The sequence below is a fragment of the Cupriavidus sp. WGlv3 genome, assembly GCF_023952475.1.
In the GTDB taxonomy this organism is placed as follows: Bacteria; Pseudomonadota; Gammaproteobacteria; order Burkholderiales; family Burkholderiaceae; genus Cupriavidus; species Cupriavidus phytorum.
In genome coordinates this window covers 214,221-230,425 of record NZ_JALHRX010000002.1, presented here as the reverse complement: position 1 = coordinate 230,425, position 16,205 = coordinate 214,221, and the positions used below count along the sequence as shown (strand labels likewise).

The following is a 16,205-nucleotide window of genomic DNA, read 5'->3' as shown; positions in this document are numbered from 1 at the left end:
CCATGAAAAAGTTCCTTATCGTCCTGACGTCGCTTGTCGTTCTGTCGGCAGCCTATGTCTGGTTTTCCGGAATCCGCATCAGCTTTACGCCGAGCTACACCATTACCGCGGTCAAGCTTTACGCTACCGAGGCCGATGCCAACGCTCGCACTGACAACTACCGGCTACTGCCTATTCATGCCAAGTGCTATCTGACCAAGATTGGTAGCAAATACAACGCCGTGCGAATACGCTGCGATGATCCTGCCGTTGAAGGCTGGGTCCGGCAATTCAATTTGTTTGAGCCCCCGCTATAGGGCACGCGCCAGCCCTCAACCCTACAGCCGGAACTCCCCCACCACCTGCTGCAACTCCGTCGCCCGCCCCGCCAGCGCCTGCGATGCGCTGGCGGCCTGCTCCACCAGCGCCGCGTTCTGCTGTGTGACGGTGTCCATCTGCGCCACGGCTTCGTTGACCTGGGCGATGCCGGCGCTTTGCTGTTCCGACGCCGCGGTGATCTCGCCCAGCAGGCCGGTGACGCTGGCCACCGCCTGGACGATTTCCTGCATGGTTGCGCCGGCCTGGCCGACCAGGGCCGAGCCGCTGTCGACCTGCTGCACCGAATTGTCGATCAGCTGCTTGATCTCGCGCGCCGCGGCGGCGCTGCGCTGGGCCAGCGTGCGCACCTCGCCCGCGACCACGGCGAAGCCGCGGCCCTGTTCGCCCGCGCGGGCCGCTTCGACCGCGGCGTTCAGCGCCAGGATATTGGTCTGGAAGGCGATGCCTTCGATCACCTCGATGATGTCGGTGACCTTGCGCGAGCTGGCGCTGATCGCCGACATGGTCTGCACCACGTTGCCGACCACTTCGCCGCCGCGCGCAGCGATGCCCGAGGCGCTGGCGGCCATGCCGTTGGCGGCGCGCGCGCGTTCGGTGTTCTGCTGCACCATCGCGGTCAGCTCGCCCATGCTCGATGCCGTTTGCTGCAGCGCCGCGGCCTGTTCTTCGGTGCGCTGCGACAGGTCGGTATTGCCGGCGGCGATCTGGTGCGAAGCGTCGGTAATGGAGTCGGTGGCGGTGCGGATGCGCGTCACCAGGTCCGTCAGCATGTCTTCCATCTCGCCCAGCCCACCGAGCAGCCGGCCGAACTCGCCGCCGCGGTCGGTATCGAACTCCTGGCTGAGGTCGCCCGCGGCCACGGTTTCGGCGATGTGGACGGCTTCGGACAGCGGCGCCTCGATGCTGCGCGACAGGCCCCAGACCGCGCCTACCGCCAGGCATAGCCCTGCGGCGGCCAGCGCCATCAGCAGGCGCCGCGCATCGGCGGCGTCCTGCATGCGCGGCACGGCCACCGCGGTCCCGATCGCCATCAGCGACCACATGGCGCCAAAAGCCGCGCCCAGGCGTATGCGAATGCCAAGGTTCTGCATCTCCGTCTCCCGTTTCCGTCCCAATGCGACCCCATTGCTTAACGGCCGGGATGGGCGAGGGCTTTAGCTTCTGGCGAGCGGCGCCGCTTACATTTGCAATTGAGTTGCGTTATGATGGCGCCCGTCGAAACCGCCAGCGCCACCTTCAATGCGTCTGCATGCGAACCTCGTGCGTCTCGCCTGGGCCGTGCTCCTGCTCGTTCTCGTGCAGGCGTGGGCCGCGGTGACGCACGTGCATGCGGTGCCGGAAGCGCGGCCGCTCGCATCGAACGCGGCCGCGGCCGTGGCTTCGGACCCGTACGACGCCGGCGGGGCCACCGGCTCCGAGCGTACGCCCGCCGACGACGAGACCGAGTGCGATTGCCTGTGGTGTTCGCCCCGGCTGCACCTGTTCCTGTGCATCGCGTTCGCGGCCCAGTTGCTGGGCGTGATCCGGCGCTTGCTGTCGCGCAGCCAGCCGGTCGATGTCGCCGCGCCGCCATGGCGTACCCGCTTCCTTTCTCCCCCTGCCTTGCGCGCGCCTCCAGCGCTGCTCCGCGCCGCCGGCTGATCGCCGCGGCGCCACCTTCCGCTTACATCTGATTCCGCGCCCGCCAGGTCAGGCGGGCGGCTTGCTCACGTCTGGATTTGGTACGGCCCGCCGGTGCCCACAGCGGTTGCCGGTCGCGCCGCCGCAAGGGTTCATGAACAACAAAGAAAACACGGGTACCGCGCGCGCCCTTGCTTGCGCGCTGTTGCCGCTGGCGGCGGGCGTCGTCAGTCCGGCCGTCTCGGCCGACGCCGGTCATGCGACGCTGCCGGAAGTCAGCGTGGTGGCTTCGCAGGACGAGCGGCCGCACGACCAGCGCAACGTCGTCACCACCGACAGCGCGGGCCTGCCGGCAGCGGTGTCGGTAGTCACGGCCGACGAACTCGCCACCATCAATATCGGCCGGGACATCTCCAACATGTTCCGCCGCGTGCCCGGCGTGGTCGCCAACAACATCGACCAGGGCGATACCGGCAACGGCTTCCGCATGCGCGGCTTCGCCACCCAGGGCACGCACGGTGCCGACACCGCGGTCTATGTCGACGGGGTGCCGCAGAACATGCCGTCCAGCCAGGCGGGGGCAGGCCACGGTCCGGCCTTCCTGGAATGGCTGACGCCGGACATGATCGGGCAGATCGATGTCATCAAGGGGCCGGTGTCGGCGCTGTACGGCGACCAGAACCGCGCCGGCGCGGTGCCGATCCAGACCCCGTCCGGCGAGGTGCCGTCCAGCTTCGGCATCGGGCTGGACCGCTACGACGGCAAGCGCGCCACCCTGGTGCTGTCGGGCCGCCATGCGCTGCGGCCGGAGGCGGAACCGATCCAGTCGCTGTTCGTCGCGGACCTGTACCGCACCCACAGCTACCGCTACGATGGCAGCACCGAGCGCGACAACCTGTTCTGGAAGCTGTCGACCCGGATCGGCGAAGGTCTCTACAGCCTGCGCCTGAATCACTATCGCGCCGAATCGACCGCGGCCGGCTACCTGCTGCTGAGCGACCTGCAGTCGGGCAAGGTGGACCCGCGCTCGACCCAGTACGGCCTGCCTGGCTTCGGCAGCGGCACGCGCTCGATGTTCGCGCTCAACCGCGCGCCCGCGCACGGCGAGGAAGGCTGGTACGCGACGCTGTACGGCGAAGCCTTCGAGCGCGAGCGCGGTATCGCCACCAGCAGCGTGCAGCATACCGTCGGCTCCGACGACCGCAACATCTTCGGCGGCAGGCTGGCGGGCAACGTTACCTTCGGCGACCGTGCCGCGCTGATGGCCGGCCTGGAAGTGCGCCGCGACCACGGCGATGCGCAGCGCCAGATCTGGCTGCGCGGCGTGCCTACCGCCAACTATGTCAACGCGCAGCGGCTGACCCTGCTGACCTACGGGCTCTTCGTGCAGGGGCAGTTCAAGCCGGTCGATTCGGTCAAGCTGAGTGCCGGCCTGCGGCGCGACTGGTTCGACTACGACATCGTCAACCGCAAGCTGCCGGCAGCAAGCACGGACTATTTCAAGGGGGTGACCACGCCGAAGTTCGGCGCGGCCTGGGCCGTGCTGCCCGGGTTAGACCTGTTCGCCAATGTCGCCCAGGGCTTCCGTTCGCCGGCCGCCGAGCAGATCAGCAGCAGCGGCGCGCCCGGGCCGCTGGGCGCGCCCGGCGGGACGGTCTACGACGTATCGCCGTCGAAGGTGAAGTCCTACGACGTGGGCTTCACCGCGACCCCGGCCCGCAACCTGACGGTCACCGCGGCGGCCTATTACACCCTCAACGAGGACGAGATCGTCGGGCAGGCGGACGGGTCGTTCCGCTCGGTGGGCGACACCACCCGCAAGGGCTATGAGATCGAGGCGCGCTGGCGGCCAGTGCGTCCGGTTTCGCTCTATGCCAGCTACGGCCACATCATCCAGGCCGAAGCCAACAACCCGCTGCCCAACACCGGCGCCAGGCTGTCGGTCCCGCGCCACCAGCTCAAGGTCGGCGCGGAGTACCGGCAGCGGCTGCAGGGCGTGCAGCTGACCGTCAATGCCGACGCCTACCTGACCACCGGCATCCCGTACTACATGGGAACGCCGCAGACGCAGCTGCGCTTCATGCCGGCCTACACGCGCTTCGACCTGCGCGGGGTGCTGGACTGGAAGCAATACCAGCTGTCGCTGTTTGCGGTGCTGCAGCCGCACCGGTTCTCGACCGAGGCCGCCTATGGCTCGGCGGCCGGGTTGCTGGTGTCGCCGCAGCCGAAATGGCAGTTCGGCATGGCGGCACGCTACTTCTTCTGACTGCCTGACGGAGATACCCGATGCTTGAAATCCGTGACCTGGTGGTCCTGCGCGACGGCCGTCGCGTGGTCGACGGCCTGCGGCTCTGCGTGCCCGCGGGCTGTGTCTATGCCCTGCTGGGCGGCAACGGCGCGGGCAAGACCACCACCATCGACGCGATCCTGGGCTTTGTCCCGGCGGCCGGCGGCATGGTGCGCGTGGACGGGCTGTCGCCGGCAGACGATGCGGTGGCGGTCAGGCGGCGCGTGGCGTACCTGCCCGAGAATGTCGCGCTGTATCCCTACCTGTCCGGCGTGGAAAACCTGGACTACTTCTGCACGATGGCGGGGATTGCGCTGTCGCGCGCCGACGCCGCCGCGCTGCTGGACCGCGCCGGGCTGGCCCGCGAGGCGCAGGGCCGGCGCGTGCGCGGCTATTCGAAGGGCATGCGGCAGAAGGTCGGGCTGGCGATCGCACAGGCCAGGTCGGCGTCGCTGCTGCTGCTCGACGAACCGACATCGGGGCTGGACCCGGCCGCCGCGGACGACATGGCGCGCAGCGTGCGCGCGGCCGCCGATGCCGGCATGGCGGTGCTGATGGCCACCCATGACCTGTTCAACGCCAGGCAGCTGGCCGACCGCATCGGCATCCTGCGTGCCGGCGTGCTGGTGGCCGAGTTCGACGCGTCCACGCTCGACCACCAGGCGCTTACCGCCGCCTACCTGGCGCATGCGCGCGCAGCGGGGGCCGCATCATGATCAGGGCCGTGCTGCGCAAGGAACTCAAGGCGATGGTCAGGGAAGGGCGGGCCGTGGCGCTGCTGGGCATTGGTGCCGTGGTGCTGGCCATCGCCGTGCTAGTGTCGCTGCAGCGGCATGCCACGGTCGCCGGCGAGATGGCGCAGGCCGCCGCCGCCACGCGCCAGCAGTGGGACGAACAGGGCGACAAGCATCCGCACCGCGGCGCGCACTTCGGCCTGTATGCGTTCCGGTCGGCCTCGGCGCTGGCGGCGATCGAGCCGGGACTGGGCGATTACTTCGGCCAGGCGCTGTGGCTGGAGCCGCACCGGCGCAATCTCGCGCGCTTCGAGCCGGCGCAGGACGCGCTGCCCTCCGCGCGCTTTGGCGACCTGAGCGCCGGCTTCGTGTTCGCGGCGCTGTTGCCGCTGCTGGTGCTGGCGGTCAGCTTCGATGCCGTCAGCGGCGAGCGCCAGCGCGGCACGCTGCGCATGCTGCATGGTGCCGGCATGGCCCCGGCCAGCCTGCTGGCGGGCAAGTTCCTCGCGCTGGCCGCGGCCTTCGCCGGCTTTGCGCTCGCGCTGGCGCTGGCACCGGTGGCGGCCAGCCATGCGCAGGGCTCGCTCGATGCCGGGGTGTGGTGGCGCGCCGCCGGCCTGGGTGCCGGCTACCTGCTCTACACCGGCGTGCTGGCGGGCCTGGGGCTGGCGGTGTCGGCGTGGATGGCCGACGGCAGGAGCGCGTTGCTGGCGCTGGCCGGGCTGTGGCTGGCCTTTGTCTTCGTCATCCCCGGCGCCGGCGCGGCGCTGGCGCGGCATGCCGTGCCGCTGCCATCGGCGCAGGCCTTCTGGGCCGGGATCCAGCACGACTACGTGGAAGGGCTGCCTGGCGACGGCAACCTGGCCACCCGCACCGCGCGCCATGACGCGGCGCTGCTGGCGCGCTACGGCGTGACGCGCCTGGCGGACCTGCCGGTGGGCGCCGCGCCGCTGCGCAGGCTGCAGCGCGACGCTTACGCCGACCGCGTCCATGCCCTGCATTTCGACGCGCTGTGGCAGCGCTACGCGGCGCAGGAGAACGTGATGCGCGCGGCCGCGCTGCTGAGCCCGACGCTGGCGATGCGCAATTTCGCCATGAAGATGGCCGGCACCGACCTGGCGCACCAGCGCCACTACGAGACCGCCGCGGAACGCTATCGGCAGGCCGTCAATACCGCCATCGATACCTGGGATGCCAGCCATACGCGCGGCCTGACCTCGTTCGACGACAAATATGCGGGTGCATCGCTGTGGCGCGCGATCCCGCCCTTTGCCTACATCATGCCGCCGGCGGGCTTCGCGCTGCGCGCGGCGTGGCCCGAGATCGCCTGCCTGCTGTGGTGGTGCGCGGTGGCCCTGGCCGGGCTGTACGGCTGCCTGCGGAGGATGCGGCCATGAATCAGATCGGACAGACCGCGCGCCTGCTGGCGGTTCAATGGCGCGCGCTGTGGGGCGCGCGTGGCGCCCGCTGGGCGCTGCTGCTGTGCGCTGCCGCGCTGTGCGCCTGCGCGGTGGCATCGGGGCTGGGCGCGCGCGCCTGGCATGGCAAGTTCCAGCAGCTGGAAGCCGGCGCTCAGCAAGCGTTGCGCCAGGCCGGCGCGCAGGCTTTGCCTGCCGCGGGGGACCAGGCCGCCATGGCGGCGTTCCGTTTTGCCCGTGCGCACGCGCCCGCGGCGCTGCTGCCCGCCGCCGGCGGCCGCGCGCTGGCCAGCGGCATGCTTGAGCTGCTGCCGCCTGCCATCCGCGTCACCGTGGAAAGCCGCCATACCGACGCGCGCAACGAGGAGAAGCTGGGCAATCCGCTGTTGCAGCGCTACGGCATGGCGGACCTGGCGACGGCGCTGGCGTTGCTGGTGCCGCTGCTGCTGGTGTGCCTGTGCGCGGGCATGGTCCAGGGCGAGCGCGAGCACGGCACGTGGCGGATGTCGCTGGCGCAGGGCGCGGCTGGCTGGCGCCTGCTGCTTGCCGCGCTGGCGGTGCGGGTGGGCGCGGTGTGGCTGGTGGCGGTGTTGGCTTCGCTGCTGGCGTTCCTGCTGGATCCGGCGGCGACGCTGCGCGCCTTCGGCGCTTGGGTGTTCTGCCTGAGCGCGTTCGTCTTGTTCTGGAGTGCGGCGAGCGCATGGCTGAACCTGCTGCCTGGTTCCGCCGCCACGGCGGTGCTGGCCGGCCTGGGCCTGTGGGCCGTGGTCACCTTCGGCGCACCGGCCATGATTGCGGCGGCGACCGACCGCATGGCGCCGATGCCGTCGCGCCTGGCTGCGATCGTGCAGATGCGCGCCGCCCAGCAGGACGCCGAAGCCGTCGCGGCGGACCTGGTGCGGGCGTGGTACCGCGCCAATCCGCAATGGGCGCCGGCAGCGCCGCGCCAGCACAGCTGGCCGGTTTCATTCATGCCGCGCTATCTCGACCAGGCCGCGCGGATCGAGCCGATCGCCGCCGAATTCGAGCGCGTGCGCGCGCAGCGCTTCGAGCACGCGGAACGTTGGGCGTGGCTGTCGCCGCCGCTGTCGCTGCTGCTCGCGGCCGACCGGCTGGCAGGGCACGACGCCCCGCGCTACGCCCGCTACATGGCGCAGGTGAACCGCTTCGAAGCCGAGTGGCGCGCCTTCTTCGTGCCGCGCATCATGAGCTATCGCGGCGTGCTGCCGCTGGACTACGCCGACGCGCCGCGCTTCGCCTGGACGGACAGCCACCCATGGCGTGCGGTGTGGCGCGCCGGGCTGCAGCAACTGGCACTGGCCGCGGCGTTGCTGGGCCTGCTGTGGCGGTGCCGGGCCCGGCTGGCCCGGCCCTGACCCGGCCTCAGGCCGCTTCTTTCAGCGCCGCCAGCGCCTGCCGCCCCGCGACCAGTTGCTGCGCGACTTCGGCCACGCGCGCACCCAGGTGTTCGGCGGTGCGCAGGTCGGCCGGCGGCGGTGCCACCTCGGCGCTTACATCGGCATCCGACTGCGCGGCCGCGCCCAGGAAGAAGCCATGGCGATTCAGCGAATCCTCGGTCGACTTGGAATTGTTGTGGCCCGGGGGCAGCCCCAGGTTGACCCAGTGCATGCCGTGCTGTGCCGCGAAGATGGCGATCTGCTGCAGCGTCGCCAGCTTGTCGCCGGAGCGCGAGGCCGCGTTGGTAAAGCCGGCGGCGACCTTGTTCGCCCACTTGCCGCCTTTGGCGAACAATCGATCCTTTTGATTTCGAAAATCTGAATATCGTTATGCTGCATTGCCTGGGGGGAAGTTTGCGGGCAGCAGCGGCTGGTGAGGAAAGTGTAGGGTGGCGAAGCAGCGCCAGCGGGGGTGGTTCCGCAATAAGTTGTTGAAAATTTCTGAACTTTGATTGGGAAGGTGGCCCGGGCGCCGGTCCACGGGTTTTCCCCGCGCCTCGGCGCGTAGCCATCGGGCCACGTCCGGGATAAAGTTGCGCCATATCCACCCACGCCCCGGCGCTGCCCGACTTCGCGCCCCCAACCGCTTCCGATTCCCATGAACCCAGGCGGCAGGCAGATCCCGGCAATGCGGCAGCTGCGCCGCTCCCTTCATCGTTTCCCGGCGCTTTCTACGCTGGCGTGCGCGGTGCTGATGCTGGCCAGCGCCGCCGCGCGAGCAGCCGATGCGCCCGGCACGGCCGTTGCCGCAGCGACCGGCGAGACCCTGCCCGACGTGGTGGTCAGCGCCACCCGCAGCGAGCAACGCCGCTTCGACGCGCCCGCCGCGATCGACAGCGTGCCGGTGGACCCGCTGCGCAGCGCCACGCCGCTGGTGAACCTGTCGGAGGTGCTGGCCGGCGTGCCGGGCGTGGCGGTGCGCGACCGGCAGAACTATTCGCAGGACCTGCAGTTGGCGGTGCGCGGCTTCGGCACGCGTTCGACCTTCGGCGTGCGCGGCGTGCGGCTGTATGTCGACGGCATTCCCGCCACCATGCCAGATGGGCAGGGGCAGGCATCGACGGCGGATCTCGCCAATGCCAGCCGGGTCGAGGTGCTGCGCGGCCCGTTTGCGCAGCTGTATGGCAATGCCTCGGGCGGGGTGGTGCAGGTGTTCACGCCCGATCCGCCCAAGGATGGGTTTACCGGGCGCGTTTCGACCGGCTTCGGCGCCGACGGCCAGTGGCAGGCCGGCGTGGCGCTGGCCGGCGGCAATGAGCGGCTCGGCGGCTCGCTCGATGCGTGGACCTACCAGACCGACGGCTATCGCGAGCACAGCGCGGCGCGCCGCTACCAGCTCAATGCCAGGGTGGTGGCGCAGCCCGCCAGCGGCACGCGCGTGACCGGCCAGTTCAATTACTTCAACCAGCCGCTGGCGCAGGACCCGCTCGGCCTGACCCGCGCGCAGGCCGATGCCAACCCGCGCCAGGCGGTGGCCGCGGCCAGCCAGTTCGATACCGGCAAGACCGTCGAGCAGGCGCAGGCCGGGGTGGTGGTGGACCACCAGGTCAGCGGCACCGACAGCCTGTCGGCACGGCTGTACGGCGGCACGCGCAACCTGTACCAGCGGCTGGGCTTCAGCGGCGCCGCGCCGACCTCGTCCGGCGGCATCGTCGACCTTGACCGCACGTTCGGGGGTGCCGCGCTGTCCTGGAGCCGGCGCACCACCACGGCCGCGGGTCTGCCGTTGCTGTGGAGCGCCGGGCTCGAAGCCAACGGCATGCGGGATGGCCGTAACGGCTACGTCAACCAGGACGGCACCCAGGGGGCGCTGCGCCGCGATGAAACCAATACCGCAACCGACCTCGGCGCCTTCGCGCAGTTCGACTGGAGCTTCCATCCGGCCTGGCAACTGGTGGGCGGGGCGCGCGCCAGCCGGGTGCGGCTGGGGATCGACGACCATTTCATCACCGCGGCCAGTCCTGACGACAGCGGCAACGCCAGCTACAGCAATGTCAGCCCGGTGCTCGGCGTGGTCTGGCATGCGCTGGATTCCCTCAACGTCTACGCCAACCTCGGCCGCGGCTTCGAGACGCCGACGCTGACCGAGGTCGCCTACGGCCCCGGCGGCGTCGGCAGCAACCTGGGCCTGCAGGCATCGACCAGCCGCCAGGGCGAGATCGGCATCAAGTGGCAAGGGTCGGCGCAGCGCCTGGAAGCGGCGCTGTTCGATGCCGACAGCCATGACGAGGTGGTGCCGCAATCGAACAATGCCGGCCGCACCGTCTACCAGAATGTCAGCGGCGTGCGCCGGCGCGGGCTGGAGCTGGGCTGGCGCGGCGGCTTTCTCGATCAGGTCGGCACGCCGGGCCAGGACGGCGGCAGCCGGATCGAGGCTGGGCTGGCCTACACCTGGCTCGACGCGTACTTCGGTGATGGCTTTATCAACGCGCAGGGGCAGGCGGTGGCGGCCGGCAACCGCCTGCCCGGCACCGCGCGCCATAGCCTGGCCGCCGACCTGTCGTGGCGGCCGCTCGCGCCGCTGACGCTGGGGGCCGAGCTGCGTGTCGACAGCCGGGTCTATGCCGACGACCTCAACACCCAGGCGGCGCCGGGCTATGCCGTGATCAACCTGCGCGCCGGCTATGCATTGCGCATCGGCCCGACGCGCCTCTACCTGTTCGGCCGCATCGACAACCTGGCCGACCGGCGCTACCTCGGCTCGGTCATCGTCAACGAGGCCAACGGGCGCTACTTCGAGCCGGCACCGGGCCGGCGCTTCTTTATCGGGCTGCGCGCCGCGCTGTAAGCGTGGCGCCGATTGCCTCGGCCTTCGTTGCCCTTTAAGGTGTTGGCTTTGGCCGGCGCGCACCGGGTCACCGCGGCGCTGGCCGGACCCGGAGCCGTACCATGACCTCGCCCGCGCCCGACGACCGCACCCGCCGCATCATGCTGTGGGTGGTGGCGGTCGGCTTTTTCATGCAGACGCTGGATTCGACCATCGTCAACACCGCGCTGCCGTCGATGGCGCATAGCCTGGGTGAGAGCCCGCTGCGGATGCAGTCGGTGGTGATCGCCTACTCGCTGACGATGGCGGTGATCATCCCGGCCTCGGGCTGGCTGGCCGACCGCTTCGGCACCCGCACCATCTTCCAGGCCGCGATCGCGCTGTTCGTGGCCGGCTCGCTGCTGTGCGCCTACGCGCCGACGCTGAACTTCCTGATCGGCGCGCGCGTGGTGCAGGGCGTGGGCGGCGCGATGCTGCTGCCGGTGGGGCGGCTCTCGGTGCTGCGCACCTTCCCGCGCGAGCAGTACCTGCAGGCGCTGAGCTTCGTCGCCATCCCCGGCATGATCGGTCCGCTGATCGGGCCCACTCTGGGGGGCTGGCTGACCCAGGCGCTGTCCTGGCACTGGATCTTCCTGATCAACGTGCCGGTCGGCGTGCTGGGCGCGCTCGCCACCGTGCGCTACATGCCCAATGCGCGGCTGGCCGGCGTCGGCCGCTTCGACATCGCGGGCTACCTGCTGCTGGCCACCGCCATGCTGGCGCTGTCGTTCTCGCTCGACGGCCTGGCCGGGCTGGGCTTCCAGCACGCCACCGTGCTGATGCTGCTGATCGCCAGCATGGCCGCGCTGACCGCCTACGGGCTGCATGCCAACCGCCGCAAGCAGCCGCTGTTCCCGTTGCGGCTGTTCCGCATCCACAGCTTCAGCGTCGGGCTGCTGGGCAATCTGTTCGCGCGCATCGGCAACGGCTCGATGCCGTTCCTGATCCCGCTGACGCTGCAGGTCAGCCTGGGCTATGCACCGCTCGACGCCGGCCTGATGATGCTGCCGGTCACCGCGGCCGGCATGGCCTCCAAGCGGCTTGCCACGCGGTTGATCCAGCGCCATGGCTACCGGCGCGTGCTGGTGTCGAACACCTTCGTGGTGGGCGTGGTGATGGCAGCCTTTGCGCTGATCACGCCGCAGCTGCCGCTGTGGCTGCTGGTGCCGCTGCTGGCGTTGTTCGGCATGGTCAATTCGATCCAGTTCACGGCGATGAACACGGTCACGCTGAAGGACCTCAGCGGCGCCGGTGCCAGCAGCGGCAACAGCATGCTGTCGATGGTGCAGATGCTGTCGATGAGCCTGGCCGTGACGGCCGCGGGGGCGTTGCTGGCAACGTTCCAGCACCGCTTTGGCGGCGATCCCGCCGCGGTGCTGCCGGCTTTCCATGCCACCTTTATCTGCATGGGGCTGATCACCTGCGCGTCGGCCTGGATCTTCATGCAGCTGGGTGTGCGCGAGGCCGCGCCGGCGATCCCGGTGCAGCATGGCGAGAAGGAGGTGTAGCGCGCGCCTGGGCTAGTGCTGGCGTGGCACATGCGCCGCTTTGCGGCGCGGCGGCGAACTTACCGCGCGCGGCGCGGCTCCTATTTCTATCCGGTACGAGGAGGCGTCCATGCGGTCAACCGGCAAGCCCGATCCAGAATCCGCGGTGCCGCCGTCGCCCGGCACCGCCGCAAGCGGCAGCACGGTGCCGCGCACCGCCCCGGCCACGCCCGACGGTGCCGGCGCAGTGGCCGGGCCGGCCGCGGCGCCCGGCAAGATCCATGCGGCGGCGCAGCCGGATCTGATCACGCACCGCGACTGCCCGCCGCCCCACGCGCTGCCGGGCTGCGCGTGCGCCGACATGCTGTCGCCCGCGGCGCGCTATTGCGAGCTGTTCGTCGACGTCCAGCACAGCGGCCTGTTCGCCGACAGCAAGACCTTCCCGGACTGCATTCCCAATTGCGACCCGGACCTGATCGTGGCGCGCTATCGCGAGACCCGCGACACGCCCGGCTTCTCGCTGGCGGATTTCGTGCAGGCGTATTTCACCCGCGCCACCGTGCCGGACAGCCACTACGTGTCCGACCCGGCCAGCACTCTGCGCGAGCATATCGACGGCCTGTGGCCGGTGCTGACGCGCGCGCCCGTGGCCCATCCGCCGCTGTCGTCGCTGTTGCCGCTGCCGCACCGCTACGTGGTGCCGGGTGGGCGCTTCGGTGAACTCTATTACTGGGATTCCTACTTCACCATGCAGGGGCTGGCCCGCAGCGGGCACGGCGACCTGATGGTGGAGATGACGCGGAATTTTGCCTACCTGATCGATACCTACGGGCTGGTGCCGAACGGCACCCGCAACTACTACCTGAGCCGCTCGCAGCCGCCGGTGTTCGCGCTGATGGTGGACCTGCTCGAGCGCGAGCAACTGGCCGGCGCGCTCGACTTCCTGCCGCAGCTGCGCCGCGAATACGCGTTCTGGATGGACGGCGCCGACGGCCTGTGTCCCGGCCATGCGCACCGCCGCGTGGTCTGCCTGCCCGGCGGCGCGCTGCTCAATCGCTACTGGGACGACCGCCCATGGCCGCGCGAGGAGGCCTTCCTGGAAGACATGGAGACCGCGCTGCGCAGCGGCCGCCCGCACCATGTGGTGTTCCGCGACCTGCGCGCCGCGGCGGAGTCGGGCTGGGACTTCAGTTCGCGCTGGCTCGACGCGCCCGAGCTGCCGGCCGGCCAGCCCGCGGACCTGGCCACTATCCGCACCACGGCGATGCTGGCGGTCGACCTCAATGCGCTGCTGTGGCACCTGGAAACGCGGCTTGCCGCGCTGTGCGAGCAGGCCGGCGATGCCGCGGCGCAGACCTACCGCGCCGCGGCGCAGCGGCGCGAGGCGGCCATCCTGCAATACCTGTGGGACGGCGCCGCGGGTGTCTTCGTCGACTACGACTGGTGCCGCGGCGCGCCGCGCCGGTACCTCACCGCGGCCACCGTGATGCCGCTCTATCTCGGCCTGGCCACTCCCGCGCAGGCGCAAGCGGTGGCGCAGGCGGTGCAGGAGCGGCTGCTGGTCGACGGCGGCCTGGCCACGACAGAGTGCAGCTCGGGCCAGCAATGGGACCATCCCAACGGCTGGGCGCCGCTACAGTGGCTGGCGGTATGCGGCCTGGAGCGCTATGGCCACGATGCGCTCGCGCGCGAGATCGCGCAACGCTGGCTGGCCACCGTGGCCAGCCTGTACACCCACGAATGCAAGCTGGTCGAGAAATACCGCATCCGGCGCATCGAAGGCGCCGCCCACGGCGGGGGCGGCGGCGAGTATCCGCTGCAGGACGGGTTTGGGTGGACCAATGCGGTTGCTGGTGCGTTGATGGCGCGCTACGGCGAGGTGCCGGCAACGTGCCGCGCGGATGATGTGGTGGCTTCGAGGTGAGCGGACCGTGCCCTCAACCCCAAAACCCCATCCTTCAAAACTTCACCGCCACGCTCATCCAGTAGCGCCGGCCGTCCTCGACATAGCCGTAGTCGGTGTAGTTCACCTGCTTGTCGAACAGGTTGTAGATGCCGGCGAACACCGACACGTTCCTGGTCACCGCGTAGGTCGCGCCCAGGTCGACAAAGGTGTATGACGGTGCCACCACGGTGCTGGACGACGGCCCGGTGATCGGCTGGCTTTCCTTGCCGCGGTAGTTGACGCGGGCCCAGGCGTTGATCTTTTCCGACGGGCGCCAGTTCAGCGTGGCCACCAGCAGGTGCATCGGCAGCTGGTTCAGCGGCTGGCCCTGGTACTGGCCGCTTTTCTGTTCCGAGCGGGTGTAGGTATAGCTGCCGGTCAGCGACCACGCCTGCGCGATGGGCCAGCGCAGGCTCGCTTCCACGCCGCGCGAGTAGGCGCGGTCCACGTTCATGTACGTGGTCGGGGCGGCGCCGAACTGGTTCGGACCGTCGGTGCATTGCGTGAGCGGGCAGGCCACGCGCGTGATCTTGTCCTTGAAGTCATTGTTGAACAGCGTCACGCCGGCCTGCAGGCCGTTGCCCTTGTCGTAGAGCAGGCCCAGTTCCTGCGACACCATGGTCTCGGGCTTCAGGTCCGGGTTGCCGTACATATTGCCGCCGCGGCTGGTCTGGCCCCAGCCGGCCACGGTCTGGCGCAGGTCCGGCGCGCGGAAGCCGGTGGAGACGCCGCCCTTGACGGTCCAGCGCTCGGCCGCGTGCCAGACGCCGTACAGGCGCGGGCTGTAGTGCTGGCCGAAGTTCTGGTCATGGTCCATGCGCACGCCGCCGGTTAGCGCAAAGCTCCGCGCCAGGCGCCATTCGTCCTCGGCAAAGAGCGCCCATTGGTAGCGCTCGACCCGGTTCGGGCCGCCCGCGATCTGGTTGCCGGTCTGGTCGTTCAGGCGCTGGTTCAGGTATTCGGCGCCGACCGACAACATGTGGTTGCCCAGCGGCATGGCCCAGCTGGTGCGCGCATCCAGGTTCTTGATCTTCATCCGGCGGCTGCGGTTGTCGAACTCCTCCTGCTGGATATAGCTGTCGGAGACGCCGAAGCCCCAGCGGCCGGTGTGCGACAACGCGTATTTCTCGCTGCGGTAGTCGGTCTCGGACGAGGTAGGGCAGCCGGTGCGCGGGCATGGCGTGCCGGGCGGCAGCGGCGGCACGGTCTTGCCCACGGTCTCGCTGCGTTGCTGGCGCATGCCGGTGGCTTCGAACACGATGTCGTGCTGGCGCGTGGGCGTCAGCGCCAGCTTGGCGGTCAGGCTCTCGGCGCGGCGGCCGCGCAAGCCGTGGTCGATCTCGTCCTCGACACGGTGCGTGCTCTGGCCGTACAGCTGCAGCCCGAGCAGGTCGCTCTTGAGCGGCCCGGCCAGGTAGAAGTTGCCCTGGTACTGGTTGCCCGAGTCCCTGTGCTGCTGCAGCGTGGCATCGCCGCGCAGCTCGCCGGTCCATTGCTTCGGCACCTTGCGCGTGATGATGTTGACCACGCCACCCATGGCATCGGAGCCATACAGCGACGACATCGGGCCGCGCACCACCTCGATGCGCTCGATCGCGGCCAGCGGCGGGGTCCAGCTGCTCTCGACGCCGGACGAGTCGGAGTTGGTGCGGGTCTCGCGCGAACTCTGGCGCTTGCCGTCGATCAGCACCTGGGTGTACTTGGCGCCCATGCCGCGCAGGCTGATATCGGTGCGGTCGCCACCGCCGCTGACGATCACGCCCGGCACTTCGACCAGCGCGTCGTTGATGTCGCGGTAAGCCTTGTTTTCCAGCTCCGAACGCGTGACCACGCTGATCGACGCCGGCGCATCGCGGATATCCTGGGCGCTGCCCGCCGCGGTCACCACCACGGTGGCCAGGGTGGCGTCCGCCCTGGGTTCCTGCGCCTGGGCCCAGGCCCCGGTCATGCCCGAAGCCGCGCAGACCGCCGCCAGCCTTTTCGTCCATTGACCCCGCGGCATGCGCTCCGTTGCTGCCGTCCCAACCACTGCCCGTGCTGCCGCCTTCCATGCCCAACCGCTTCCGGCGGCCTGCCTGTCCTTCATTATTTTCCCCGCTGTATGCAAATAACAATCATTCTCATATTAGAATC

General features: G+C 69.9%; 11 protein-coding genes and 1 pseudogene. 9 read left to right on the top strand and 3 right to left on the bottom strand.

Annotated features, from left to right (window positions below; all coding sequences use genetic code 11):
• Positions 1-2 precede the first annotated feature (2 nt).
• Positions 3-296, top strand: coding sequence for a hypothetical protein (locus MKD38_RS04465; RefSeq protein ID WP_252674844.1), 294 nt, complete (start codon positions 3-5; stop codon positions 294-296).
• Between the two features lie 21 nt (positions 297-317).
• Here MKD38_RS04465 and MKD38_RS04460 read toward each other — a convergent pair whose 3' ends face one another.
• Positions 318-1,409 (bottom strand): methyl-accepting chemotaxis protein, encoded by a 1,092-nt coding sequence (locus MKD38_RS04460; protein WP_252674843.1) that lies wholly within the window; start codon positions 1,407-1,409, stop codon positions 318-320.
• 169 nt (positions 1,410-1,578) lie between these two features.
• Here MKD38_RS04460 and MKD38_RS04455 point away from each other — a divergent pair, with 169 nt between their 5' ends.
• The 5 genes from MKD38_RS04455 to MKD38_RS04435 all read left to right on the top strand — a co-directional run bounded on the left by MKD38_RS04455 (position 1,579) and on the right by MKD38_RS04435 (position 7,753).
• Complete coding sequence (locus tag MKD38_RS04455; protein ID WP_252674842.1) at positions 1,579-1,959, top strand: DUF2946 family protein; 381 nt, start codon at positions 1,579-1,581, stop codon at positions 1,957-1,959.
• 133 nt (positions 1,960-2,092) lie between these two features.
• On the top strand, positions 2,093-4,204 hold the full coding sequence (locus MKD38_RS04450) for a TonB-dependent receptor (protein WP_252674841.1): 2,112 nt from the start codon (positions 2,093-2,095) through the stop codon (positions 4,202-4,204).
• A gap of 20 nt (positions 4,205-4,224) precedes the next feature.
• Entirely contained in the window at positions 4,225-4,941 is a 717-nt protein-coding gene (locus tag MKD38_RS04445; protein WP_111516832.1) for an ABC transporter ATP-binding protein, read from the top strand.
• Positions 4,938-6,356, top strand: coding sequence for a DUF3526 domain-containing protein (locus MKD38_RS04440; RefSeq protein WP_252674840.1), 1,419 nt, complete (start codon positions 4,938-4,940; stop codon positions 6,354-6,356). The genes MKD38_RS04445 and MKD38_RS04440 overlap by 4 nt, the downstream gene beginning before the upstream one ends.
• A complete protein-coding gene (locus MKD38_RS04435) occupies positions 6,353-7,753 on the top strand; it encodes a DUF3526 domain-containing protein (protein ID WP_252674839.1) in 1,401 nt (466 codons plus the stop codon). Before MKD38_RS04440 ends, MKD38_RS04435 begins: the two co-directional genes overlap by 4 nt.
• A 7-nt stretch (positions 7,754-7,760) precedes the next feature.
• Here MKD38_RS04435 and MKD38_RS04430 read toward each other — a convergent pair.
• Positions 7,761-8,129, bottom strand: a pseudogene (locus MKD38_RS04430) (flavodoxin family protein); the annotation flags it as partial.
• Between the two features lie 303 nt (positions 8,130-8,432).
• Here MKD38_RS04430 and MKD38_RS04425 point away from each other — a divergent pair.
• The 3 genes from MKD38_RS04425 (at position 8,433) to treF (ending at position 14,051) form a co-directional block, all read left to right on the top strand.
• Entirely contained in the window at positions 8,433-10,622 is a 2,190-nt protein-coding gene (locus tag MKD38_RS04425) for a TonB-dependent receptor family protein (protein ID WP_252674837.1), read from the top strand.
• Between the two features lie 101 nt (positions 10,623-10,723).
• A complete protein-coding gene (mdtD, locus tag MKD38_RS04420; RefSeq protein WP_252674836.1) occupies positions 10,724-12,148 on the top strand; it encodes a multidrug transporter subunit MdtD in 1,425 nt (474 codons plus the stop codon).
• Between the two features lie 109 nt (positions 12,149-12,257).
• Positions 12,258-14,051 (top strand): alpha,alpha-trehalase TreF, encoded by a 1,794-nt coding sequence (gene treF, locus MKD38_RS04415; protein WP_252674835.1) that lies wholly within the window; start codon positions 12,258-12,260, stop codon positions 14,049-14,051.
• 34 nt (positions 14,052-14,085) lie between these two features.
• Here the strand turns inward: treF and MKD38_RS04410 are convergent, their stop codons facing one another.
• Positions 14,086-16,074, bottom strand: a complete 1,989-nt coding sequence (locus MKD38_RS04410; protein WP_305882507.1) for a ligand-gated channel protein — start codon at positions 16,072-16,074, stop codon at positions 14,086-14,088.
• Positions 16,075-16,205 lie beyond the last annotated feature (131 nt).